At 39.2% G+C, this 24,089-nt stretch carries 18 protein-coding genes and 1 pseudogene; 7 read left to right on the forward strand and 12 right to left on the reverse strand.

Annotated features, from left to right (window positions below):
• Nucleotides 1-231 precede the first annotated feature (231 nt).
• Nucleotides 232-504 carry a helix-turn-helix domain-containing protein gene (locus AC6UD8_RS05595; RefSeq protein ID WP_500699748.1) on the forward strand — a complete coding sequence of 91 codons (273 nt, stop codon included), beginning with the start codon at nucleotides 232-234 and terminating at the stop codon, nucleotides 502-504.
• 44 nt (nucleotides 505-548) lie between these two features.
• Here the strand turns inward: AC6UD8_RS05595 and AC6UD8_RS05600 are convergent, their stop codons facing one another.
• On the reverse strand, nucleotides 549-1,862 hold the full coding sequence (locus tag AC6UD8_RS05600; RefSeq protein ID WP_500699749.1) for an NCS2 family permease: 1,314 nt from the start codon (nucleotides 1,860-1,862) through the stop codon (nucleotides 549-551).
• Nucleotides 1,863-2,036: 174 nt separating this feature from the next.
• Here AC6UD8_RS05600 and AC6UD8_RS05605 point away from each other — a divergent pair, with 174 nt between their 5' ends.
• The 4 genes from AC6UD8_RS05605 to AC6UD8_RS05620 all read left to right on the forward strand — a co-directional run bounded on the left by AC6UD8_RS05605 (nucleotide 2,037) and on the right by AC6UD8_RS05620 (nucleotide 11,539).
• Complete coding sequence (locus AC6UD8_RS05605) at nucleotides 2,037-2,612, forward strand: NAD(P)H-binding protein (protein ID WP_500699750.1); 576 nt, start codon at nucleotides 2,037-2,039, stop codon at nucleotides 2,610-2,612.
• The gene (locus AC6UD8_RS05610; protein WP_500699751.1) at nucleotides 2,612-6,196 is read left to right on the forward strand and encodes a PD-(D/E)XK nuclease family protein; all 3,585 of its coding nucleotides are present in this window, start codon (nucleotides 2,612-2,614) and stop codon (nucleotides 6,194-6,196) included. The genes AC6UD8_RS05605 and AC6UD8_RS05610 overlap by 1 nt, the downstream gene beginning before the upstream one ends.
• The gene (gene addA, locus AC6UD8_RS05615; protein WP_500699752.1) at nucleotides 6,183-9,908 is read left to right on the forward strand and encodes a helicase-exonuclease AddAB subunit AddA; all 3,726 of its coding nucleotides are present in this window, start codon (nucleotides 6,183-6,185) and stop codon (nucleotides 9,906-9,908) included. Before AC6UD8_RS05610 ends, addA begins: the two co-directional genes overlap by 14 nt.
• A 272-nt stretch (nucleotides 9,909-10,180) precedes the next feature.
• Nucleotides 10,181-11,539 (forward strand): cytosine permease, encoded by a 1,359-nt coding sequence (locus AC6UD8_RS05620; protein ID WP_500694263.1) that lies wholly within the window; start codon nucleotides 10,181-10,183, stop codon nucleotides 11,537-11,539.
• A gap of 54 nt (nucleotides 11,540-11,593) precedes the next feature.
• Here AC6UD8_RS05620 and AC6UD8_RS05625 read toward each other — a convergent pair whose 3' ends face one another.
• From AC6UD8_RS05625 to AC6UD8_RS05660, 8 genes and pseudogenes are all read right to left on the reverse strand, one after another.
• On the reverse strand, nucleotides 11,594-11,770 hold the full coding sequence (locus AC6UD8_RS05625) for a hypothetical protein (RefSeq protein WP_500723585.1): 177 nt from the start codon (nucleotides 11,768-11,770) through the stop codon (nucleotides 11,594-11,596).
• Between the two features lie 63 nt (nucleotides 11,771-11,833).
• Nucleotides 11,834-13,309 (reverse strand): annotated as a pseudogene (locus tag AC6UD8_RS05630) (ABC transporter ATP-binding protein); the annotation flags it as partial.
• A gap of 76 nt (nucleotides 13,310-13,385) precedes the next feature.
• Entirely contained in the window at nucleotides 13,386-15,992 is a 2,607-nt protein-coding gene (gene lanKC, locus AC6UD8_RS05635; RefSeq protein ID WP_500699753.1) for a class III lanthionine synthetase LanKC, read from the reverse strand.
• 50 nt (nucleotides 15,993-16,042) lie between these two features.
• Nucleotides 16,043-16,180: a class III lanthipeptide gene (locus AC6UD8_RS05640; protein WP_500694266.1), complete on the reverse strand. Its 138-nt coding sequence runs from the start codon at nucleotides 16,178-16,180 to the stop codon at nucleotides 16,043-16,045.
• A gap of 17 nt (nucleotides 16,181-16,197) precedes the next feature.
• Nucleotides 16,198-16,329 (reverse strand): class III lanthipeptide, encoded by a 132-nt coding sequence (locus AC6UD8_RS05645; RefSeq protein ID WP_500694267.1) that lies wholly within the window; start codon nucleotides 16,327-16,329, stop codon nucleotides 16,198-16,200.
• 22 nt (nucleotides 16,330-16,351) lie between these two features.
• On the reverse strand, nucleotides 16,352-16,489 hold the full coding sequence (locus tag AC6UD8_RS05650) for a hypothetical protein (protein WP_500694268.1): 138 nt from the start codon (nucleotides 16,487-16,489) through the stop codon (nucleotides 16,352-16,354).
• Nucleotides 16,490-16,746: 257 nt separating this feature from the next.
• Nucleotides 16,747-17,883 carry a recombinase RecA gene (gene recA / locus AC6UD8_RS05655; RefSeq protein ID WP_500694269.1) on the reverse strand — a complete coding sequence of 379 codons (1,137 nt, stop codon included), beginning with the start codon at nucleotides 17,881-17,883 and terminating at the stop codon, nucleotides 16,747-16,749.
• Nucleotides 17,884-17,995: 112 nt separating this feature from the next.
• Nucleotides 17,996-18,229: a hypothetical protein gene (locus AC6UD8_RS05660; protein WP_500694270.1), complete on the reverse strand. Its 234-nt coding sequence runs from the start codon at nucleotides 18,227-18,229 to the stop codon at nucleotides 17,996-17,998.
• Between the two features lie 240 nt (nucleotides 18,230-18,469).
• Here AC6UD8_RS05660 and AC6UD8_RS05665 point away from each other — a divergent pair, with 240 nt between their 5' ends.
• A complete protein-coding gene (locus tag AC6UD8_RS05665) occupies nucleotides 18,470-20,164 on the forward strand; it encodes an oleate hydratase (protein ID WP_500699754.1) in 1,695 nt (564 codons plus the stop codon).
• Between the two features lie 54 nt (nucleotides 20,165-20,218).
• Here the strand turns inward: AC6UD8_RS05665 and AC6UD8_RS05670 are convergent, their stop codons facing one another.
• On the reverse strand, nucleotides 20,219-20,629 hold the full coding sequence (locus AC6UD8_RS05670; protein WP_500699755.1) for an ImmA/IrrE family metallo-endopeptidase: 411 nt from the start codon (nucleotides 20,627-20,629) through the stop codon (nucleotides 20,219-20,221).
• Nucleotides 20,610-20,927 (reverse strand): helix-turn-helix domain-containing protein, encoded by a 318-nt coding sequence (locus AC6UD8_RS05675; RefSeq protein WP_500694272.1) that lies wholly within the window; start codon nucleotides 20,925-20,927, stop codon nucleotides 20,610-20,612. The genes AC6UD8_RS05670 and AC6UD8_RS05675 overlap by 20 nt, the downstream gene beginning before the upstream one ends.
• A gap of 289 nt (nucleotides 20,928-21,216) precedes the next feature.
• On the opposite strand from AC6UD8_RS05675, the gene AC6UD8_RS05680 reads away from it, so the two are divergent.
• Nucleotides 21,217-23,313: a glycoside hydrolase domain-containing protein gene (locus AC6UD8_RS05680; protein WP_500699756.1), complete on the forward strand. Its 2,097-nt coding sequence runs from the start codon at nucleotides 21,217-21,219 to the stop codon at nucleotides 23,311-23,313.
• Nucleotides 23,314-23,416: 103 nt separating this feature from the next.
• Here the strand turns inward: AC6UD8_RS05680 and AC6UD8_RS05685 are convergent, their stop codons facing one another.
• A complete protein-coding gene (locus tag AC6UD8_RS05685) occupies nucleotides 23,417-23,932 on the reverse strand; it encodes a hypothetical protein (protein WP_500694274.1) in 516 nt (171 codons plus the stop codon).
• Nucleotides 23,933-24,089 lie beyond the last annotated feature (157 nt).

Raw genomic sequence — 24,089 nt, forward strand, 5'->3', positions numbered from 1 at the left:
CCCTTATTATAAATAAACTTGAATTAAACTTTAGTGACCAAATAACTATGAGAATCAGTTAGCTAACTCAGATCTCACCTTGAGTATAATCCATTCGGAAGCGGTTACAATGAAATTGGCTTAATTGTTTTGAAAAAATTATTTACCTATATATTTACGAAAAAGATACAAAAATCTTGCAAGTGGGAAAAGAACAAAAAATAAATATATACTTGATAAGGGGAGAATATAATGAATAAGTTAGAAAAGTATGTCTTAGATAGAGATAAAAAAGAACCCGGCTTTAAGAGTGGGGTTCAAAAAGAAGAAGGCAAATTAGAAGGTGCTGTTTCAGTTATGAAAGCACGGAAAGATGCGGGATATTCTCAAAGAGAACTTGCTAAAAAGGCTAGAATTCCTCAGTCAACCGTTAACCGCGTTGAAAAGGGTGATAACGTTAGTGTAAAGACGCTTTCAAAAATTGCGACGGCGTTAGGTAAAAAACTTAGTATTACCATTTCTTAAAAAAGCCCCAAAATGAACTTTCAAATTCATTTTGGGACTTTTTGTTATTTAATGTTTAGTATCCACAAGAAGACTAGGAAGATAATTGCTAACGAATACATCATCCAACCGACTTCCTTGCCGCGTTTAGCGGCAATCATGGTAATCGGATAGGCGATGAAACCAAGTGCAATTCCGTCAGAGATACTGTACGTTAGTGGCATTCCAATTGCGATCAGAAAGGCTGGGGCTGCCACTTCAAACTTGTTCCAGTGAATGTTTCCAAGTGACTTGGCCATCAAGATTCCAACGATAATCAGTGCGGGAGCGGTCACCTGACTAGTAATAACGGTCAATAGTGGCGAGAAGAACATTGCTAACAAGAACAGAATTCCGGTCACAATGACGGTAAAACCAGAACGACCACCAACTGCGATGCCAGCTGAAGATTCGACGTAGGCACCCATTGGCGAAGTTCCAAGAAGTGAACCAACCAGCATGGTAACGGAGTCGGCACCTAAAGCACGGCCGATTCGTGGAATTTTATTGTTTTTCATGTAACCAGCCTGTTCGGCTAATCCAACTAACGTTCCGGCGGTATCAAAGAAGGTTACCAAAAGGAACGTCAGCACGACAACGATTAACTGCGGCGTGTTGATTTTGTCAACGTTGAATAATCCTACTAGAAAAGTGGATTTAATGCTTGGAACTGCCGAGACGATTCCAGTGGGCATTTTGATTAATCCGAAAAGGACTCCAATTATGGCTGAAGCAACCATCCCAATGAAGATTGAGGCTGGGACGTTAGCGGCCATCAAGAACAAAGTGATGACTAAACCGGCTACCGTCAGTAAAGTGAGTGGGTTACTGAACGAACCGAGGCCAACCAGCGTGGACTTGTTGGCAACCACAAGCCCACCATTGTTTAACCCTAAAAAGGCAATGAACAGGCCAATCCCACCCGCAATGGCTGACTTTAAGTCAGATGGGATCGAATCGATGATTTTTTCTCGCAACTTGAGCAAGGTCAAGATGACAAAAAGAATCGAAGCGACAAACACGCCGGCTAGTGCGGTCTGCCATGGAATCTTCATCCCAATACATACGGAGTACGCAAAGAAGGCGTTAAGCCCCAGACTGGCGGATAATGCAAACGGATAGTTTGCGATGATTCCCATTAGGAAACAACCAAAGGCAGAGGCGAGGGCCGTTGCGGTAAAAACGGCACCCTTATCCATCCCTGCAGCACCCAAAACGTTCGGGTTTACGAATAAAATGTACACCATGGAAACAAAAGTCGTAACTCCCGCAACCGTTTCACGCGTAAAGTTAGTCCCTAATTCCTGAAAGTGAAAAAACGAGGCAATTCGATTAGCCATTTCCACAACTCCTATCAAATTAATATTCGGTTTTTCAAAAACGAATTACGATAATAGGATAACACAAAGTTAAAATGTGTCAAATCACGAACGATCCTAATTACAGGGCAAAAATCGTGCATTAACGTCCGTTGACATGTTTGTTAGAATTAGAGTATGAATGGAGTTTTAGAGATGAAGAAGATTTTATTATTAGGAAATACTCCGGCCGAACAAATGGTCTTTAACTATTTTAATAGAAGTAATAAATTTCAGGTTTTTGAGATTACCGCGGGCGATTTTACTAAGGAACGGACGTATCAGGGACACTTAAAGGATGTTGATATCGTGGTTTCTTTTCTGGGACCGATGGACGTCGATTTGGACATGGAAGCGTTGTTTTCCGTGATTTATTCGCACCGCCTTCAACTAGAACGAGTTATTTTTCTTTCGGTAGCAGGTATTGACAAAGAAGTTGACGGAAAGCTGTATTATCCCGGGGTTGACGATGTTTCCGAATTTTTAAAGCAGCAGCAGTACGCCGTAAAAGTAATTGATGAATCGGAAATCCCCTACACTGTTTTTCGCTTGGTTAACGTAGTTAATACCAAACACAACGATGGTCATACGATTGAAGAAGGAAAGTCCGTTCCAGTTGGAGACGTTTCCCATGAAACGGTTGCACATTTTGTAATTGACGCAATCGTGAACGAAAAATTTATCAATCAGTCACAAGCACTCATTGAGGAGCGTTCAGAAAGGAAAGCATAATGGCACTACAATTTGTTTTAGGCAAAGCCAGTAACGATCATTTTAAAAAAGTGGTCGGCGATCTTGATCAGTCCATGCAGCAACATCCAAATGATGCTTATTTTTATTTGGTACCGAATCACATCAAGTTTGAGTCCGAACTAGGGACGCTGAAACAATTGAATCATAAGCAGCAGAGCACGTTTGCCGAGACACGGGTCCAGGTCTTTTCCTTTTCACGATTGATGTGGTATTTTCTCGGCAACAGTAAGGAGTACCAACTACCTCGGCTTTCAAAAGATGCCATCAACATGATAATTTTCCAGATTATTGAAAATCAACAGGAACAATTATCCGTATTTAAGGGCGAGGGAGCCCAACCAGGATTTATTTCGCAGGTGGCTGATCAGATTAACGAACTGCAGCAGGGCAAGATTGACCCCGATACGTTGGATAAGATTGCTGATCTTGATCCTGGAACGATTAATCCCGAATTACAGGGAAAACTGAAAGACATTAGCGTGATTTATCGCGAATTCTTGAAAAAAACGGACGGAAAATACGTCTATAGTTCACAGACTTTGACAATGTTAAACCAGTACCTACTAAACACCGACCTGTCCCAGATGCATTTTTACATCAGTGGTTTCTCGCAATTTTCTGCTTCGGAACTAGACATCGTCAAAACGTTGATTGATAAGGCCAAAGACATCACGATTGACCTCAACTTGGACCGTTCGTATCCAAATGAAATGCCCGATAACTCGGTCTTCTTTTTGCGTTCGGGAAGACTGTACAATCAGTTGTACCAGTACGCTAAGGCAAGTGGTGTCAAAATCATGACCGATCAGTACGCGGGCGACTGTCGTTGTAGTGATGGCATTAAGGAACTAGAGGACTACTGGATTTCAAGTAGCCAGGTCGAGACACCAATTTCGCCGAACACAAATGGCAACTCGGACCTCGAACTTTTTCGGGCTGATTCCAATTATGACGAGTTGATGAACATTGCGACCATGATTCGTCAGATGGTTGCCACGGGACGCTTTCGTTACTCCGATTTCATGGTGGTTACCAGACATTTGGACAAGTATCAAAACGTCATTGATCCCATTTTTCAGATGCAACAAATTCCATATTTCGTAGACATTCAGAAACACATGGACAATCATCCCTTAGTGGAACTAATTGACGCGTTGTTTTCCATCTATCGTACCGATCGGAAACGGAATTACCGCTACGACGATGTGATGCGATTACTAAAGTCAGAATTGTTACTGCCAAGGGATCAAGACGGAAAGCCGATGAACATTGACCGTTACCGCCGCTGTCTTTCGTTGTGTGAAAATTTAGTCCTAAAGAATGGCTACGAGGGGAAACGCTGGACTCAGGACGAAGACTGGGAGTACGCCACCGTTTCTGATAATGATACGGGGATTGTGTCAAATCGAAATAAGGAAATCTCCACTGACATCAACGTCATTCGCCACTTTGTAAAAGAAACGTTACCACCATTTTATAAGAAAATGGCGAAGGCCAAAACGGGGAAAGATGCTGCCAATATTCTCTACCAATTTTTGGATAAAAATGGTGTAATTAATGAACTAAAACACTGGCAGGATCATGCCACTGAACGTGGTGACCTACAGGAAGCTGGTCAGTCGGAACAAGTTTGGAACACACTGTGCGGTTTACTGGACGACTTTGTTACTTTTTTGGGTGATCATCCCTTTGAGATGGACACCTTCCTGGACCTCTTAAAGGCTGGTTTTGAGGGAGCGTCATATTCCCAGATTCCATCAACCTTGGATCAGGTCACAATCTCTGAAACCGGACTAGTCCAATTGAACGATAAAAAAGTGACCTTTGTGATGGGAGCTGACGACAATAGCATGCCAGCCACGATTGAAAACAATAGTCTTTTTAACGACGCCGATCGTGACCAGATGAATGATCACTTTACTGATGACCAGTATTTAAATGACAACAGTGAGACTCAGATGGTCAACGAACCCTATTTAAATTATTTAGCCTTCATGACCCCATCTGATAAATTGGTCTTTTCGTACAACTTGGGTGGCGGAAAGGAAGACGTGACTCAGTCCATCTCACCGTACGTTGCCAGGATTAGGGATCACTTTAACCTAAAAGAGCGACATGTAAGTGGGATGCCAGCATCGGATTCTAATGATGTTCGGCAGTTCATTGGTTCCAAGCGTGCCACCCTGAAGTTTTTGGTCAAAGCCGCACTTGACGCTAAGGTTAGTGGCAAAAAATTGAGTCCGGCTTGGAATCAGATTAAAGCGAACCTTGAAAATGACCCAACGATGCGGACCATCACGCAGAAGTTACTTGGCAGTCTGACGTATGAGAACGTGCCAGCTTCTTTGAAGCCACAAATTGTGACGGGTCTGTACGGGAACACGATTAATACCTCCATTTCTAAGCTAGAAGAATTCTACTATGATCCGTACGAATACTTTTTGAAGTATGGACTGCGACTAAGAGAACGAGACGAGTTTAATCTTGACCCCAGCAGTACTGGAACGTTCTACCACGAGTCCCTTGATGAGCTGGTCAAGAAGATTAATGCCGAACACATTGACATTACTAAATTAACCAACGAACAGATTAAAAACATGGTAACTGAAATCACTGATACCATTATTGAAAACGACCCGAACCTGCAGTACGAAATCCTGAAGAGTTCCAACCGGATGGAGTACATTGCTAGGCAGTTAGTTCAAACCGTGATCCAGATGGCGACGGCGCTTAGAGACCAGTCCCACTACACCAAGATGCGGCCGAAAAACACCGAGGTCATCTTTGGTGAACCCGGAAAACCGAATGGCATTGACGGTCTGAACTTTGATTTAGGCAGTCAACACTCGGTGAACGTGCGGGGTCGAATTGACCGGATTGACCAGATGTTCATTGATGGGACCGAGTATCTCGGAGTGATTGACTATAAATCTGGTGAAAAGAAGATTGATTTGTCGGAAGCCTATGACGGAACGCGGATGCAGATGATGACTTACCTTGATGCGGTGCTACGAAATCAGGACAAGCTGTCTACTACTGACAAGGTGAAGTTAGCGGGAGCACTTTATATGCACATCTTTGATCCAATTTTGAAGCCGCAGGATGTCAAGAATTTTGATGATCCGAAGCAGCTGGAAGCGGCATTGATGAAGGCTCATAAGTACACGGGCCTCTTGGTTAATAACGACGGTATGTTAAAAGACATGGTCAATAACGTTGACGATGCTGGTAATATTTATCCCTATCAGTTTACCAGCAAGGGTGATTTATACAGTAATGCGGTCAAGACCAGTATTGTTGAACCGCGTGACTTGGACCTCTTACTGAAGCGGACTGAGGATCGGATTAAGAATGCCGGTAAGCAGATTTTTGCCGGAAACATTAAGTTGGAACCGTCTCAGTATAAAGACCAATCCAAGATTATTTATTCTCCCTATAAACCGGTAATGCAGTTTGATCCATTGTTAACTGAAAATAATTATCGCATTGTGAAGGACATGGGCAATAACAAGGACGTGATTGACTTCTTAAGAAAGGAGGCACGTGATAATGGCGAACAATAGTATGAATTATACTTCCGCACAAGAAAAAGCCATTACGGAAAAGTTTCCGGGAAATGCGCTAGTGTCGGCCTCGGCTGGCTCGGGAAAGACCCGGGTGTTGGTTCAACGAGTCCTAAATAAGGTCGAACACGGCGTTGACGTCGATCATCTATTGATTGTGACGTTCACGAAGGCCGCTGCTAAGGAGATGCAGGACCGCATTAAAAAGGGTCTCCAGAATCAAATTAATCAGACCAGTGACAATGCGCAAAAACGAAACTTAGTCAAACAAATTCGGAAGTTGTCAGTGGCCCACATTTCAACGATGGATGCTTTTTGTCAGTGGTTGGTCCAGAAGTACTACTACGCCATTGACCTAGATCCCAACTTTCGGATTTTGGCCGACCGAACGGAGCTGGAGATGCTCCGGGATACCGTTTGGGAAGACGTGCGCGAAGACCTGTACGGAGACGATGAGGATGGGTCATTTGCCAGATTAACCCGCAATTTTTCAAGTGATCGGGGTGACGACGGTTTAACCGACGTGGTTCTGGGACTTTATGATTTCGCAAACGTTGATCGAGATCCAGTGGCGTGGTTAGATAAGCTTTCAGGTTTGTACCAGATGGACGGTAGTATAACTCGGAGTGCGTTTTACCAGAAGTACCTCCTCCCAGAACTTCAAAACAAAATGAAGCAGGCTCTTAGTTTACTTGAACAGTCCCGTCAGGAATTTTTAAACGGTGCCATGTCTGATCGGGCCGATTTGGTTGAATCCGACATTAAAAAGTTGAATCAGATTTACGATCGGTTGAAAACGGCGGACTGGGATGCCCTCTATGATGTATTTCATGATTTTAAACTGGGAACCATGTCTCGGAAAAAGGTGGATGATTCTCAAAAAGAATTCAAGAAACAAGCCATGGAACTGCGTAAAAATGCTGATGATACGATCAAAAAGAACCTTACCAACCGGTACTTTTTTGCCAAACAAGCTGACAATTTGGATGTGATTCATCATTCTGAAACCATTGTTAACAAGTTAGTGGACGTCGTTAAGACGTTTTCGACGCGCTATGCTGAGGTCAAAAAACAAAAGCACGCTTACGAATTTATTGATATTGAGCACTTTGCGTTAAATATTTTGACGGGAAAGGGCAAGGATAGTCCTGAAATTCAACATCAGTTTCAGAACTACTTTAATGAAATCATGGTTGATGAGTATCAGGATAATAATCGTCTTCAAGACGCCATTTTAAACGCCATGAAGAATCCGAAACATGAGAACATGTTTATGGTAGGAGACGTCAAGCAGTCGATTTATCGTTTCCGGTTGGCCGATCCCGGGATGTTTCTGGAAAAACTAGACGATTATCAAGAATCCGATAATCCGGATACGGCGGTCGTTTTGGCCGATAATTTCCGTTCGGCCAAAAACGTCGATGACTTTACCAACTTAGTCTTTTCTCAAATCATGGACCGGGGTCTTGGTGAGATGAACTATACCGGCAACGCCAAGTTGAAGTACGGGGCCACTTACTACGGTGATGCCGTCAAATCAAACGCCAACGTTATGATGTACGTTGATGATTCAGACCATGATGACGACGATCTGACCCTTGAACCAGACAGTAGTTCTGAAGGTCAGGTTAAAATGGTCGCCGATCAAATCCAGGACTTAATGAAAAAGAAGATACAGATCTACGACAAGGCCACGCACGAGATGCGTGACATTCGTTACGGTGATATTGCCATCTTGGAACCAACCCGTAAGAACAATTTAGATATTTCCAAGGAATTTGCCCAAAAACAGATCCCACTTTCAATTGATGGTGGCGAGAGCTACTTTAAAACCACTGAAGTTCAGATTATGATGTCACTCTTACAGATTATTGATAATCCTTATCAAGATATTCCGCTCGCGGCTGTCCTGCGTTCGCCAATCGTGGGAATGGATGAAAATGAGATGGCTTATCTGCGAATTAACCATAAGACTGGTGACTATTTCACGTCGCTTCTTGATTTCTACCACAACTATCCGACACAGGAACCAACCGAATTCGGGAACTTGGTTTCCAAAAAAGTGCAGTTGTTCTTGGACCAACTGAATGATTTTAAGGACTTTGCGACAAAGCATGAGCTTTCGGACTTGATCTGGCACATTTACAGTGTGACGGGTTTCTTGGACTACGTTGGTGGGATGCCAGCTGGAAAGAAGCGCCAGGCTAACCTGCACGCTTTGTACGAACGGGCCGCTGAATACGAAAAGAGTAGTTTTAAGGGCTTGTTTGCCTTCGTGCAGTTTGTCAAACGACTGCAGGACAAGGACGACGATTTAGCGGAGGCCCCTGCAGAAGTTGAGACCGACTCGGTCCACGTCATGACGATTCACGGTAGTAAAGGGCTGGAATTTCCGGTGGTCTTTTTGATGGACGCTACCAAACAGTTCAATAACTCTGACAGCCGGGGAAACTACATTTTCAATAATAAATTGGGAATTGGGGTTAAATACTTAGATCAAAAAAAGCATGAACTGTTGCCTAGTCTACAGTACGTGGCCATTAATGATCTAGAGTACAACAGTATGCTAGCCGAAGAGATGCGGCAGTTGTACGTTGCACTGACCCGGGCTGAGCAACAACTCTACATCACTGGGATTGTTAAGAATAAGAAGTCGGTTGAAGATGAGACCAAGAAGTGGGAACGCGCTTATCAGAGTTCAGACCTGGTCTTAAATCAGTCCACGAGAAGTAGTGCGAATAACTTTATGGACTGGATTGGGGCGGCCCTTGCTCGTCACCCAAACTACTATCAGGACCGTGGAAAAGTTGACGCCACCCACGTTTTGGCGAAGGATCCGACGAACTTTAAGGTCGAATTTGTGACGGCAAAGGATTTGAAGCAACCTGGGACGACCGAAACAAAGTCGGCCACAGAGGAACAGGAATTTCCAGCTGATCAAATTGATCAATCACAAATTAAGCAGATTATGGGGTTCAAATATCCATACAAAGCAGCTACTACCACCACTGCCTATCAGTCCGTTTCGGAAATCAAACGATTGTTTGATGATCCGGACAACATTCAGCTGGGAAGTGTCGCCGAAAGTCGTAACATGATTTTAAGGCGAACGCGATACAATAACTCAACGTTTATGCAGCCGCAGTTCATGCAATCAGTCGGACAACCCAACTCGATGGAGATTGGAACGGCAACGCATTTGATTTTGCAGAAGATTAACGTCAAAGAACCAGTTAATCACGAGACGGTTTCAGAACTCTTGGCGCAGCTGATTAATGATAAGTTAATTACGCCGGAGGTTGCCAAAAAGGTCAACGTTGATTCGGTTGTCGAGTTTTATCAAAGTGACCTAGGCAAACTAATTAAGGCTCATCCCGATCAACTTCATCGGGAAGTTCCGTTTTCACTGCTGGTTTCAGCCGACCAAATCTTCTCTGAATTTGAAAACGATTCAAAACAAAAGTTGTTGGTCCACGGAATTATTGATGGTTATCTTGATTTAGACGATGGACCCGTTCTGTTTGATTACAAGACCGATTTCGTTAATCCGAAGAAGCCGGATGAAAGTGTCAAGAAGATCATTGACCAGTATCGTGGTCAGGTAAATATCTATGGGATTGCTTTATCAGATATCTTGGGCAAACTGGTTAAAGACGAATATTTATACCTGCTATCAAATAATACTTTGCAGCGGGTTAGAGCTAAGAAGTAAATAATAAGAACGTCAGTCAAAAATGATTGGCGTTTTTATTTTCATAGAAAACGAACAATATTAGCTAACCAACTTAATTGATTCAAAGAAAAACGAATGATAGAATTTGTGGTAACTTAATGATTTGCCTAATGTAATTCAGAATTTTAGTAATTGAGGAGGCGTTCGAATTATTCGTTGTGAAGGATTCTTTCAGTGGTATACTTGAAATAAGTTGCAAATACGACCATCAGACAGTAAACCAAACCAGTCGTTAATAATTGGAGGATAAAATGGAGCGAAATAAGAAATATGCATTTGAGTCAATCCCAATTTCCGAACGAGACATGAATTATTGGGATATGTTTGCCACGTGGTTCGGAGCGAACGCTAACAACGGAACCTGGTTCATTGGTGGCGTGATTGCCGCCGCTGGTTTCTTTGGCGGAATTAGTTCCGCCGTCATTGCTTCGGCAATTGCCTTCGCGTTTTTGAGCATGGTGGGCTACATGGGATATCAAACGGGGGCATCGACCACGATCTTGTCCAGAGCTCCCTTTGGAATTCGGGGAAGTGTCGTGCCATCAGTCATTAATCTGACGCTTTTTATGGGGTGGACGGCCGTTAACACGTTTATCGCCGCTACTTCCCTTGCGTATCTGTTCCACAGTATGTTTGGCTGGGCGTTGTTTGGTCAACCCGGCGGCTACTTTGGGATTATTGTTGGAATTATCATCATGAGCATTCTGCACTTACTTAGTATCATCGCTGGTCCCAAATCCGTTCAAATTATCGAACGAATTGGAGTGATTTTGGTAATTATTTTTGTGATTATCGAAGTCATCGTGGTTTTTCGTGACGTTTCGTTTTCACAGATTGCCAAGTATCAAGTTCCAATGAAAGCCCGGATGCCGTTTGGGGTCGCCCTCGATACGATTGCCGCAGCTGCCCTTGGTTGGGTAGTTGGTGGAGCTGACTTTACTCGGTTCACTTCCAGTAAACGCATTGCCACCCAGGCTCCATATGTCGGTGCCATTCTTGGGATGGTCAGTTTTGTCATCATCGGTCTGTGCACGACGCTAAGTGTTGCCTTGACGTCCGGGGTCTTCAATCCTAATAACTCCGATCCTAGTACGGTTGCTAATAAATTGGGACTAGGAGTTATTGCGATGGTTGTCATTGTTTTGACCAGTATGACTGCCAACGCCGTCAACATTCAGTCTGGTGGCTCCGCCCTAAATAACTTGATTCCTAAGATTAGTTTGAATAAATCACTGTTCATCGTTACCATCTTGTCCATGATTTTGACACTGGTTCCTTTGATTAACGGTAGTTTCCTTGATGCCTTTACCGCATTTCTGAACTATACTGGGATGTTTCTTGGTCCAATCATTGCCATCTTGGTGGTTGATTACTTTGGCTTGTCAGATGGGAAATACGATTTAAAAGCCTTAGAAACTCCCGCCGGAAAGTATTGGTACAAAAATGGAATTAACTGGTTTGCGATGTTATGTATCGCCATCGGGGTGGTATTGTACATTGCGTTAAACATGTTGCCAATTATTAAAGCAACGGTTGGTGCCACCTTCATTTCCATGATTGTGATTGCCATTATCTACTATGTCGGTAGTAAGTTAATGAGAAAAGCGTAATTAAATAACAAACTAAAAAAGCATCAAATCATTATGTAATGATTTGATGCTTTTTTAGTTTTTATCAATGAATTGTTCATTTACGAAGCGATGATATTCTGGAACTCGATTCATTAATTCTTCGTGGTTTCCAAAGCCTAATATTTTGTGACGGTCTAGAAAGTATATTTTATCGGCATTTATAATGGTTGAAAGTCTGTGTGCAATGGCAATAATTGTTTTGCCGGTCATCATCTTATCAATTTCATGTGTTACTAATTGTTCAGAATCAGAGTCCAGACTAGAAGTTGCTTCATCAAGAATTAGGAATTTAGGATGTTTTAAATATGCTCTAGCAATTTGTAATCGTTGTCTTTGTCCTCCAGATAATTTAAGTCCTTGTTCACCAATGATTGTTTTTATTCCATCTGGTAATGATGATACACAATTTTCTAAATCAGCAATTTTAATTGCTGTTGATATTTCTGATTTGCTTGGGATATTTACTAAACCAAGAACTAAGTTATCATAAAATGTTCAAGAAAAAATAGTGTTATCTTGAGTTACTACTCCAAAAAGCGAACGCCATTGCGAAATAGAAAAATTAGAAGCGTCATTGTCATCAAACAAGAGTTTTCCATATTGGATTGGATAAAGTCTTGTTAATAAATTGATAATAGTGGTTTTCCCAGCGCCTGAGGGACCAACGATTGCAATTTTATCACCAGGAGTAAAATCCATTGAAACATTACTTAGTACTAGGTGATTTTCATAAGAAAAAGATACATTTTTTAATTTAATAACTGAATTTTTTGAAGTGTTTTTAATAACAGGATTTTTATAGTTATTTTCTGGACTTAACTGTAAGATTCTAGTAATTTGTTTTGTTGCTCCCTTTGCTTGCTTGTAGCTTGCATAGAAATCAGCTATGACATTAATTGGTCCAATTACTTGGAATAGATACATTAGAAAAGCGACTAGGGTTCCAATGGAAAGAGTTCCAGCTGATACCCGAACACCACCGTACCAAATGATTATAATAATCAATAAAAGTCCAAACATGGTTTGAATTGGACCTGTTATAGCAAAAATTGCATTCATTTTTAGTGATAAATGATAAAGAGCATTTACGTCTTTTTTGAATTTATTTTGGATACTATGTTCTGCGTTATTTAATTTAACCGCTCGAATGTTTCTAAGACTTTCAGAACTGGTTTCATTCATTTGAGCTAGTTTCTCTTGAGATTTAATTGAAACCTTCTCATCAATTATTCCAATTGGGATGGTAACCATCGCGTCTAGTGGAAATGCAATTAAGATAAGTAAAGATAGTTTCCAATCAAGTGAAAATAAAATTGCAAATGTTCCCACCACAGTAATTATTCCACTAATTGAAGAGGGGATTATTTCAGTAGTAAAGTTTTGAATTATTGAGGCATCATTAATAACTCTACTAGAAAGTTTTCCACTTAATTGGTTATCAAAATAGGTAGTTGGTAAATAAAGAAGATGATCTTGAATACGAGTGCGAATATTTGCAATTTGTTTGGCTCCTGAACGACTAAGCAAATATCCACTAATTGCTGTAAAAATGGCACTAAAAATTAGCAAGGCCAAAATTCCAATAATTGTCCACGTATTATTTTTTTGACTGAGTAACGATTTAATGTTGATAGCCTTACCAATTAATAGGGGAATAAATAAAGAAACTATTGTTCCAATCAGACTTAAACCGAGTCCAACGAAGAAGCCGGCATCTAGTTTAATGAAATTAATTTTTGTCTTTTTCATTATTTTCCTACTTTTAATTTATTTAGGAATTAATCATAATAAATGATTTTATACGATGACATTAATTTAATTTTGATTAGGAAAGAAACAGTTGATTTAAGACAGATTTAGGCACTGGCATCCATTTCCAAGCGTTATTATCTTTAATGCCTTGTAAGACAGTCATTAGACCAGCATTTCCAGTAAACAAATCATTTGAAAAACGATATCCATATGTTCCGGGTGACATAATATTATTATTAGAATCTACAAGCAGATAGTTTTCTAATGACTGGACTAATTTATCGATGTCGGATAATTTGTTTTTATTATCAATTCCTATAAGGATAATTCCACTGATCCCTCTGGTTAGTCCAGATGAGTATGTGCAGTAAGTTTGGAGATTTTTAGTGAATTGTTCTTGAAGGTTTAAATATTTTTCGTTTTGAAATTCATGTAAGCGCCTAATAAATTGGCTCAATACTAATCCGACACCAGCTCCTCCTTCTCCTAGATATGGAAGTATTCTGGGAAAACCAATTGAATTATCCAAAATCTCTGCAGATTGTGAGTCGGAAATTTCAATGTTTTTATCTAGTTCAAAATTCAACATATCTTTGGCATTTTTCAGAGTTTCTTTGTTTTTTGTTACATCAAATAGTAGTAATAAAAATAAACTCGCGCCTGACCATCCATTCATTAATCCATAAGGAATGGTATCTTCATCATCTGGTTGAGTTCCCGAACCATTTATAAATAATGTATTTAAGCGGATCGCGATTAATTTACTCATTTCTAAAAATTTATTATTATTATTTTTTTTAAAGAAGGCTAGTAAACTTAAACCAATTCCGCTTAATCCAGAGTAAAGAGTGTAATCTGTTTCTTTTAAAATTCTATTTTTTTGATCAAGTATAAATTCAAGAAATTGGTTTGAATGTTCCTGTAAGTTTAAATCATCTAAAATAGACGCGATTCCTGAAATACCATTAAATAGTCCAAGACTGGTGTCTTCATTGAAGTGGCTAATAAGATTTTTGCTGCTATTATTAGCCCAATTGATTTCTTTTGTTAACTTTGTATTACTCCGATTTAATGCCATTAGTATTCCAAAACCACCATTAGCGATGTTAACTTTTCCAAGCTTGTCAATAAATTGTCTAATGTCACCACCTGAAAAACTATCATTTTGATTTGATGAATATTCAATTATTCCGGTTTTTAACCCATTGATGAGTTTGTCTACTGCTTTTATATTGATTTCAAATTTTGGGACGTCGAAAATGTTCTTTAATTTTGGAATGAAATTTTTACAATCCTTTTCTGTATTTTGTAATATATCAAGTGCTTTTTCTCCAAAATAATCTGTTATCCATTTATTTTGATTTTCTTCAATTTTTAAAGACAAATCAGAAACGAACTCAATCGGTAGTAACAAAAATCTTGAGATCCTCATGTAAGCAAACCAATCAGCACTTTTAAAGTCACTAATTTTAGAATTAACGTATCCCATAGTTTGTAGTTCTGGATGATATTCATTTGAGAGGAGGGTAGCAGTCTCAAAATCGATTAGTTTAATGTTATTGTTAGGAGTAACCATAATATTATTTGGATTTAAGTCACCAATAGCAAAACCAGCCTGATGAACTTCTGTGATTGCCACTTTTAATTGTTTGATTAATTGATCTATAAGTTTTAAATATTCATTTCGATTCTTTTCGTATGAGAAAGGAAAGTTTTCTGGAATGAAATCGGATAATGAATTTCCAGGAACAAATTCTTCAATCAAGTAATTATTTTCCCATATCTCAAAATAATCATAGACCTTAACTGTTCTGTTAATCCCATTTAATTTTTTTAGGGTATTGTATTCATTCTTTACACGGAAAAAACCATCATTCCCTTGTGCATCAATTCCAGACTGTTTTCGTCCCTCCTTCATTACATAATTTTTACCATCTTTTGTGACTTGATAGACGCCGCCACCATTACTAAAGTGAATTGCGGAAATAACCTCATAGCGTTTGAATTTAGTTAAATCAATTTTGGAATATTCAATCGTTTGTATTTTATCCATTTTTTTAATTTCTTTTGGTTCAGAAATAAATGAGGGAACGTTATAGTATGGAACCCTTAAGTCTGGCACTAACTCTCCATTTGGATTTTTGATTCCCATGATCGTTTTTCCATCATGTACCATTGGCATTCCAATAAATCCCCCATACCTAAAGAAGATGTTGGAATTGTACCACTGTTTATCGTTTAAAATATATGCACCCTTGGGGATGTCATTGGTTAGGTCAGTTAGGGGACTTAATAGTTGAATAAATTGATCTTCATCTTTGGGGTAAATTGTTATGAATTTTCCACATGCAGATCGATCACCATATTTTGAATTTTTCATAATTAATTCTTTTTTGGTAGGAACAAATTTAAAAGAAATGTTATTTTCTATCAAATACGGTGTGATTTGGTCCAATGTTTTTTGCGCGTAATCAATGGGAGATGTTACATGAATTTTCCACCCTTGGTTTGGCAGTTGTCTATTTTTATTGATAAAATAATTCCAATTTTTATCGATATGATGATTCCATTTATCCTTGTCGTGAATAGTAACTTTATAAATTAAACTGTTTGTTTCGGCTGTGGTGGGTTGATAAAATAATGATCCTTTTTTTAAATAATCTAAATATCTTAAATCCATAACTACATCCTTTAAGTTTAAAATAAAAAGAGAGTCCTATTAGGGCTCTCTTATCTCTTGCATATAAGAATACTAACGTCACTGTTAATTGTGCATCCAACGCTCAGATGAGAACCCTTACGTCCTTTTCGGCGCTTTTTTCTTAATGCTACATTATCAAGTTGTTGTAATTGCAGAATAGGTTTCATGAAATGCTCCTATAGTATTATTTGCACATAATACTAATATTGCTGTTGTTGCCACATCCCATAACACTAATATGAGAATCTTTTTTCCCGCCAACAAGCTTCTTGGCATTTTTACCCACAGTCTTTTGGAGGTCTAGCAAAGTTTTCATAATAAATACACCTATTGTTAAATTACTGACAGAAGACACTTACATTGCTTCGAACATCACATTGAACACTGATATTACTTCGTACTCCGTGATGGTGATGACGACGCTTCTTCTTTAACTCCACGTTTGGTTGTGCTTGTAAATTAAGCAAGTACTTCATATTAAATCTTCCTTTCTTGTGAGAGGTTTAATTACCATAATTAATATAAATTAAACGATATAGAAAGTCAACAATTTTTTTAAAGTTATAAAAATTGTTTTTTATAGTTGTGTAATTACACTGAAAATTCATTTGAGTATTCGATATTTGACTTATGTAGATTTAATTAAAATATTGTTTAAAGCTTTATCAAGATTATTATTTGTATTAAAAAAGCATCAAATCATTACATAATGATTTGATGCTTTTCCATTTAATTAAACGTCTAACTTAGTTTCGCTATCTTTTTTGGTACTTGCTTTGGTTGTTTTCTTAGTAGTGGCCTTATTGTCAGTTGACTTGGATTTTGCATCCTTGTCACTGTCATCGTCCTTTGATTCCTCATCATTGGCAATGCCATAGGCTTCTCTGACCTTGTTCTTGATTTCTTCGACCATCTCAGGTTTGTCACGCAGGTTGGCCACGGTCTTATTCAGGCCTTGTCCCAGTCGTTCCTCACCGTATGAGTACCATGATCCAGATTTGTCGACGATGTCTTTGTCAACGGCTAGGTTGACCATGTCAGCAATCGGTTCGATACCCTTTCCAAAACTCATCAAAGTGTCAACGGTCTTGAATGGGGGAGCCACCTTGTTCTTTACGACTTTGATCTTGGTTTCTCGACCAACGACGTCTTGACCTTCTTTGGATTGTTTACCGGAACTAACACGGAGTCGCACGCTTGAGTAGAACTTAAGGGCCCGACCACCAGGAGTTGTTTCTGGGTTACCAAACATCACACCAACTTTTTCCCTTAGCTGGTTGATGAAGATGACAACGGTGTTGGTCTTGTTGATACTGGAAGCTAATTTTCTAAGTGCCTGTGACATTAGACGAGCCTGTAAACCAACGTGAGAATCACCAATGTCACCCTCAATTTCAGACTTCGGAACTAAGGCGGCCACTGAGTCGACAACGATTAAGTCGATGGCACCGGATTGTACCAGTGCATCGGCAATTTGTAGTCCTTCTTCACCGGTTCCTGGTTGTGATAACAAAAGGTTATCAATGTTAACTCCCAGGCTGTGAGCGTATTCCGGATCCATCGCGTTTTCGGCATCGATGTATGCGGCCGTTCCGCCAGCTTGTTGTAAAGCAGCAACGGTCTGAAGAGCGATCGTGGTTTTACCTGATGATTCGGCACCGAAGATCTCAACCACACGACCACGAGGGAATCCCCCAATGCCAAGGGCAATATCTAACGATAAAATACCAGTTGAAATGGAATCAACGTTTTGGTTAGGGGACTCGCCCATCCGCATGATAGCACCGGTCCCAAATTCTTTTTTGATCTTGCTAAGTGCTTTATCGAGCTCGATTTGACGCCCGTCGACACTGTTTTTAGAATTTGCCATAAAATTCCTTTCTTTTTACATATTACATAATTGCGAACATACGTTTGGTTATTTAATATAATCAATTGTACACTAATAATTACGTAATTTCCAATTAAATTAAATCAATTAATTAGATTCGTTTATTAACGTAATAGGGCGAAGTTTGATCGTTATTTTTAGCATCTGATTGAGCGTTATCCGAAAGGAAAATATCGAATGATTTTTTGTCTTTTCCATGAACTACTACGACGTTTTTGGCCTCCACTTGTTTGTCACGGTAAAGTTGAGCAGAACGAACTGCATCATTATAGTCGTGAAAGTTTCCAAGTGAGTCGCCGGGATTGAAAAATACTGTTTCTGGCATAGTAATTACCACCTTTCTTCTACTATATTGTACCAGATTACGACCTTAATTATCTATTCGCAGGCTGACGTGTGAGTTGCTTAATGGTTGACGTAAGAACATTAATTAAATAAATTATTAAATCAAATTGATAAGTTACACTCCAACTTTTGGGTACGTTATAATATAAATATAAGCATATGTGAAACTGCTAACATAGAGACCAGTGCTTACTACGTATTTAAATCTAGGAGGTTTAATATGACTAAGAAAAAAGCAATTATGATTGGCGCCGGCATTTCCAACATGGCCGCCGCCGTTTACTTGATTCAAGAAGGTCACTGGGACGGAAAGAACATCACTTTCTATTCCTTGGACGACCATGGCGCAAATGATGGTGCCAAGACTGACGTGACCGGCAATGAATACTGGAATCGCAATCACGAAACGTCTGACCAGACTGGCTTTGTCGCTCGTGGGGGAAGAATGTTGAATTACCGAACCTACGTTGATTTGATGGATCTCTTAAGTCGGGTTCCGTCAGTCACTGAAGAAGGGATGACTGCCGCAGAGGACACGCGCGACTTTGATTCTAAGCATCGGACCTACGATAAAGCGCGTTTGATGGAAGGCGAAAAGGGCATCATTAACTCCGCTAAAATGGGCTTTAACAACAAGGACCGGCTCCTATTGACGAAGTTAATCATGATGCCAGATGACAAAGAGACTGAACTTGATAACGTCTCCATCGCTGACTACTTCAAGGACGATCCCCACATGTTTCAAACCAATTTCTGGTATATGTGGGAGACGACCTTTGCCTTTCGTACCCAAAGTTCAGCTCAAGAACTCAGGCGTTACATGCACCAAATGATTTACGAATTTACCCAAATTAACACGCTCGTGGGGGTTAACCGAACTCGATACAATCAGTACGAAAGTTTGATGCTGCCATTAATTAATTACTTGAAGAAACAAGGCGTAACGTTCGTCTTGAACCGTCGGGTTAATGATTGGGACTTCAAAGAAACCCCAATGAACGAAGAAATCACCGTTAAGGGTCTAGAAATGGAGAACGTTGACACTGGTCAAAAAGAACACGTTGACGTCGATGACGAGACCGCGGTCTTCTTCACCAATGGTTCCATCACCGACTCGGCTACGCTTGGGGACTTCAACACCCCATCAGGTGAGAACACCGATTATGGAGCTGCCTCAAGTTTGTGGAAGAAAGCTACCAATCACTTCTACAACTTAGGTAATCCAGATAAGTTTTTCGCCGACCGGAATGCTAGTGGTTGGAGTAGTTTTACCGTAACCACTAAGGATCACACTTTCTTAAACGAAATCACTCGCATTACTACGCAACTACCTGGGAATGCTTTGAATTCCTTCCTATCAACGAGTCCAATTACTCCGTTAGGTCAAAAAGACGTGAGAATGTCGATTGTGGTTCACCATCAACCTCATTTCACCGACCAGAAGCCAAACGAAACCGTTCTTTGGGGTTACTTCTTGTATCCATATCGTCGCGGTGAATTCGTCGACAAGCAGTACATCAAGATGACTGGAAAAGAAATGGTTCAAGAGTTGATCGGACAGCTTTCAAAGGTCGATCCAGGTCCCGTAAACATCCGTGATAAAGAAAAGGAAATCATGGACTCAATTGTCAACTCCGTTCCGGTATACATGCCATACGCTTCGGCATTGTTTAACAACCGTGCTAAAATTGACCGTCCCAAGGTCATCCCTGACCATTCAACGAATCTAGCATTCACCGGTGAGTTTGTTGAACAACCTTACCAAATGGTCTTCACCGAACAAAGTGCCGTTCGTTCTGGTGAAATGGCCGCTTACCACTTTGCTGGTGTTCCAATGTCAAAACTCGTGGACAACCCACGATTTGATAAGAATCCGAAGATTCTGGCCAAGGCCGCTAAAAAATTATTTGAATAGATGATCGTAAATGAAAAGCTCAACTTCGAAATGAAGTTGAGCTTTTTTGATGTTTCAATCAACATAGTCTTTAATTTCAGTAAAACACACGTCACGTAGTGAATTTGGGATGGCAAATAAATCCATGAATTCCTCTAGGTTAAGCTGGTCAATTTCCTTGTTGTCAGCGTAGAAGGGAACTAGAAGCCTAACGGCATTCACGTTGGCCTTCTGTTCGTACTTGGGATTCATCAGAGTGGTAAAACTAAGAATGGCATCATCCTGATCGCACTGCAGGACGTGGCTAATTTCGTGCGCAATGATAAATGGAAGTTGTTTTCGTAGCTGCCAGTTGGCATTAATCACAATTGAATGGGAACGAACGTCCGCAAAGGATTGGGTATTTTGATGGAGTTTGTCCGTGTATACAACAGCAATGTCATTATCTAACGCATAGTTAAAAAGACTATTGATGATTTCGTGCATTTCGAAGTTTCCTTAAGATTTCCACGACTGTTTCACGGTCTTCTTCTGGGATGGGTTTGCCCCCAAACATCATGATCGTTGAGAGGTCATCTAAGTCAGCCGAGTTACCAGTTGAGTTTCCTAAGAGATAGTCAACGGAGACGTTGAAGTAGTTGGCAACTTTTTTGAGTTTTTGCGAATTAGCGGTTTGGTCCCACTTTTGCATGGTTCCGTTGGAGAACCCAAGTTGATGCTCTAATTCGCGAATGGAAATATTTTTATTTTTAGCAAGCTCTTTAACCCGTTGATAGATCGACATTTTTGACTCCTTTTAATTATTTACATAGAAAATTAATCTATGAAATTGTTGACATGTAGAAATAATGGATATATGATTGTTCTTGTAAACAGATGAGAAATCAAGCAACAACCTCGAAGAGAGGTCGGTTTAGATTATTTCAGCTGATTTTCTTTACCATCATTGTAGAACTTTTGTCTATAAGATTCAATGATTATTCTACATGATTGCAAATTGATTTTGATGTGTTTACGTGCGAGTTAGCGCTAGCTCTTAAATTTTATAAAGAAAATTTTAGGAGGAAATAATTATGGATGAACAAGTTTTAAGCGTTCAAAAGTGGTTGAACGAAGAATACGGTAATGTTTCAGGATTTGATAAGGTCAAGGAAAATGGAAAGACGGGTTGGCCAACTATTTATGCTTTAAGAATGGGACTTCAGCATGAACTAGGGATTAGTCCACTTGGTAGTGGTTTTGGTGATAAAACCAAGAAAGCACTAAGTGGAATGGTCGATCAGTTGAAGGTCGGTTACAAGGGCAAGATTGCGAAGTTAATTCAGGGTGCTTTTTGGTGTAAGGGAATTAGCCCGAATGCGTTTGATGAGAAATATACCAAAGATACACAGAATGCAGTAAATAAATTACGTAATGATGCTGGATTAGATAAAGGTGGGGTTACTGTTCCATTAATGGCTGGTCTATTTGATATGGCTGCCTTTGAATTACTTGATGGTGGTAAAAAGAAATATCGTCAAATGCAACAATATTTAAACCATAACTATTTAGATTATTTTGGTGATGATCTTGGCTTGGTTCCAACTGATGGTTTGTATCAACGAAATACAAACACAGCTTTGATTTATGCCCTGCAAGCTGTTGAAGGAATGACACCTGGACAAGCAAACGGAGTTTATGGACCTGGAACCATTAATAAAACGCCAACTTTAACTGAAGGGGACAAAGGTGCAGGCGTTAAGCTACTTCAATATGGATTAATGGTTAATGATTTTCTGAGTGGATCTGTTGATGGAGTATTTAATAATTCGGTTGCTGAAGATGTGGTTAATTTTAGGAAGTTTATGAATTTACCACCATTTACAGGGAAAGCTGATTTAACCGTTATCAAGGGGTTGCTTACCAGTAATGGGAATACTAATCGAGATTCAAATGCTTGTGATACTTCATTTCAATTAAGTGATAAAGACGTTAAAAACATCAAAAATTATGGCTTTGAAATTGTTGGTCGCTATTTAACTGGATCAGTTGGCACTGGCTCAAAACGTCGTAACAAAAATCTGACTGATGATGAACTGAAAAGAATTACTGATGGTGGCCTAAAGGTGTTTCCAATCTATCAAGATAATGATGGCAGTCAGGAATACTTTAAATACGGCCAGGGTTGTGCTGATGCAGGAATTGCAAATGCAACAGCACAACGGCTTGGATTCCCAAAGGATACTATTATTTACTTTGCTGTTGATACTGATATTCAAGCTGGTGACATTGATAGTACGGTTATTCCATATATGGAGGGAGTCAAAAAAGCATTAGGCGGCTCAAGTTATCAAGCAGGAATTTACGGAACCAGAAATGTTTGTGCTCAAGCCCTTGGTAAAGGACTTGCAAAAACGGCGTTTGTATCTGATATGTCAACTGGATATAGTGGAAATTTGGGTTATCAGATGCCTAAAAATTGGGCAATTGACCAATTTGTTGAATACAGTTTAGGTGACATTGCGATTGACCAAGATGCGTCGTCTGGTAGAGATGATGGTACTAATAAGATTAAGCCAACGGGAATTGGAGAAATGTCTGCTAAAGAAGCTTTAAAGAATATTGTTGATAATACACAGGTAGAAATTGATGTTCCTTATGTGCTATACAATGATAATAAATCATTAAAAATTACTTTAGTAGGTGAAGCTGATATTAAGCCAGTCCATGGATCTGGGATGTTTACCATTAGTAATGGGAAATTACCACTAAAATTTATGTTTGATTGGGTCATGCAAAGTTGTAATAACAATGTTAATGCTGGCGTATACATCGTTAGTTTATTTAATAAGTGGGAATTTGTTCAAAAAATTGAAGATGGTCAAGTTTCAATTGAGATTGTAGAAACTAAAGACGGTTGGAGTATATCAGTAGAATTTAATATTTTTAAGTTAAAAATTAATAATAAAAGTTTTGATACAGAGCTTTCTATTTCAATAGATATTGATTCTCATCCACATGATTATCCTGACTTTAAGAGTTATGAAAAAGCTTATGATGAGGTTACCGATAAATTAGGAGAAAAGACTGATACGCTTGCGTTGACACCGGCATATGTAAGATATGCAATTGAGGGTGAAAGTGTTGGTATTGCTGTAATAATTGCATTTTTAGCGGCACTAGTAGGATGATATATGTCATTATTTGCGTAATTTATGTTGTATTAAAATGATTAAATAAATGGACCTGTAATTTGTAATTACAGGTCCATTTATTGATTTATATCTCAATTACTTATTTCATCTTTTTAATTCCCTCAGTAAGTTCTTTTGAATATTTCTTTTTCCGATATTTTAAGGTGCTTTTAGAAAGATAATATAATAAAAATCCAGAGCAAATTAAAAACGTTGGCAGCATTGGAGATTCATATGCCTCCCATAAATTGTTTGAAAGTAATAGTATTTCAATTGATCCAATGAAAACAAAAATTCCAAAACACAGAAATAAAATAATGACCCATAAACAATAATAATGTTTTAACCTTGAAGGTCGCATATGCTTAATCTTATATTTTTCTATCATTAATCTTATTGTAGTTCCTAGTGCGGTAATAAATAGCGAGAATGTAATTCCATCGATTGTCCCCATGATCCAAAGGATGAATTTGTTTGCATGCATATTAAGGAGAATGGATCCCAAAGTGAAGGTAATGATTACCAATATAATGGATGGTAGCAATAAGCGTGACATAATGTGGTATTTATGTAAGTATTCTTGGTAGTCTTTGATGTAGTCCGGTTTTTCTGACATTTATCTTCCTCCTCACAATTAGGATATTACCTTATTAGTAAAATACAAAATGATAGATTATTCCTAATGCAACATTAATAAATGAAATTATGCAAGTAAATATAATTAATATATAGATATAGTTAATATGTTTAAAAAATGATTGTTTCAGTTGCTT

The sequence above is a fragment of the Fructilactobacillus sp. X1R3C1 genome (assembly GCF_059901545.1).

What these genes read in the sequence shown, in the direction of transcription:
- AC6UD8_RS05595 (WP_500699748.1), top strand. Translation starts at nt 232, where the DNA reads ATGAATAAGTTAGAAAAGTATGTCTTAGATAGAGATAAAAAAGAACCC.
- AC6UD8_RS05600 (WP_500699749.1), bottom strand. Translation starts at nt 1,862, where the DNA reads ATGGCTAATCGAATTGCCTCGTTTTTTCACTTTCAGGAATTAGGGACT.
- AC6UD8_RS05605 (WP_500699750.1), top strand. Translation starts at nt 2,037, where the DNA reads ATGAAGAAGATTTTATTATTAGGAAATACTCCGGCCGAACAAATGGTC.
- AC6UD8_RS05610 (WP_500699751.1), top strand. Translation starts at nt 2,612, where the DNA reads ATGGCACTACAATTTGTTTTAGGCAAAGCCAGTAACGATCATTTTAAA.
- addA (WP_500699752.1), top strand. Translation starts at nt 6,183, where the DNA reads ATGGCGAACAATAGTATGAATTATACTTCCGCACAAGAAAAAGCCATT.
- AC6UD8_RS05620 (WP_500694263.1), top strand. Translation starts at nt 10,181, where the DNA reads ATGGAGCGAAATAAGAAATATGCATTTGAGTCAATCCCAATTTCCGAA.
- AC6UD8_RS05625 (WP_500723585.1), bottom strand. Translation starts at nt 11,770, where the DNA reads ATGACCGGCAAAACAATTATTGCCATTGCACACAGACTTTCAACCATT.
- lanKC (WP_500699753.1), bottom strand. Translation starts at nt 15,992, where the DNA reads ATGGATTTAAGATATTTAGATTATTTAAAAAAAGGATCATTATTTTAT.
- AC6UD8_RS05640 (WP_500694266.1), bottom strand. Translation starts at nt 16,180, where the DNA reads ATGAAACCTATTCTGCAATTACAACAACTTGATAATGTAGCATTAAGA.
- AC6UD8_RS05645 (WP_500694267.1), bottom strand. Translation starts at nt 16,329, where the DNA reads ATGAAAACTTTGCTAGACCTCCAAAAGACTGTGGGTAAAAATGCCAAG.
- AC6UD8_RS05650 (WP_500694268.1), bottom strand. Translation starts at nt 16,489, where the DNA reads ATGAAGTACTTGCTTAATTTACAAGCACAACCAAACGTGGAGTTAAAG.
- recA (WP_500694269.1), bottom strand. Translation starts at nt 17,883, where the DNA reads ATGGCAAATTCTAAAAACAGTGTCGACGGGCGTCAAATCGAGCTCGAT.
- AC6UD8_RS05660 (WP_500694270.1), bottom strand. Translation starts at nt 18,229, where the DNA reads ATGCCAGAAACAGTATTTTTCAATCCCGGCGACTCACTTGGAAACTTT.
- AC6UD8_RS05665 (WP_500699754.1), top strand. Translation starts at nt 18,470, where the DNA reads ATGACTAAGAAAAAAGCAATTATGATTGGCGCCGGCATTTCCAACATG.
- AC6UD8_RS05670 (WP_500699755.1), bottom strand. Translation starts at nt 20,629, where the DNA reads ATGCACGAAATCATCAATAGTCTTTTTAACTATGCGTTAGATAATGAC.
- AC6UD8_RS05675 (WP_500694272.1), bottom strand. Translation starts at nt 20,927, where the DNA reads ATGTCGATCTATCAACGGGTTAAAGAGCTTGCTAAAAATAAAAATATT.
- AC6UD8_RS05680 (WP_500699756.1), top strand. Translation starts at nt 21,217, where the DNA reads ATGGATGAACAAGTTTTAAGCGTTCAAAAGTGGTTGAACGAAGAATAC.
- AC6UD8_RS05685 (WP_500694274.1), bottom strand. Translation starts at nt 23,932, where the DNA reads ATGTCAGAAAAACCGGACTACATCAAAGACTACCAAGAATACTTACAT.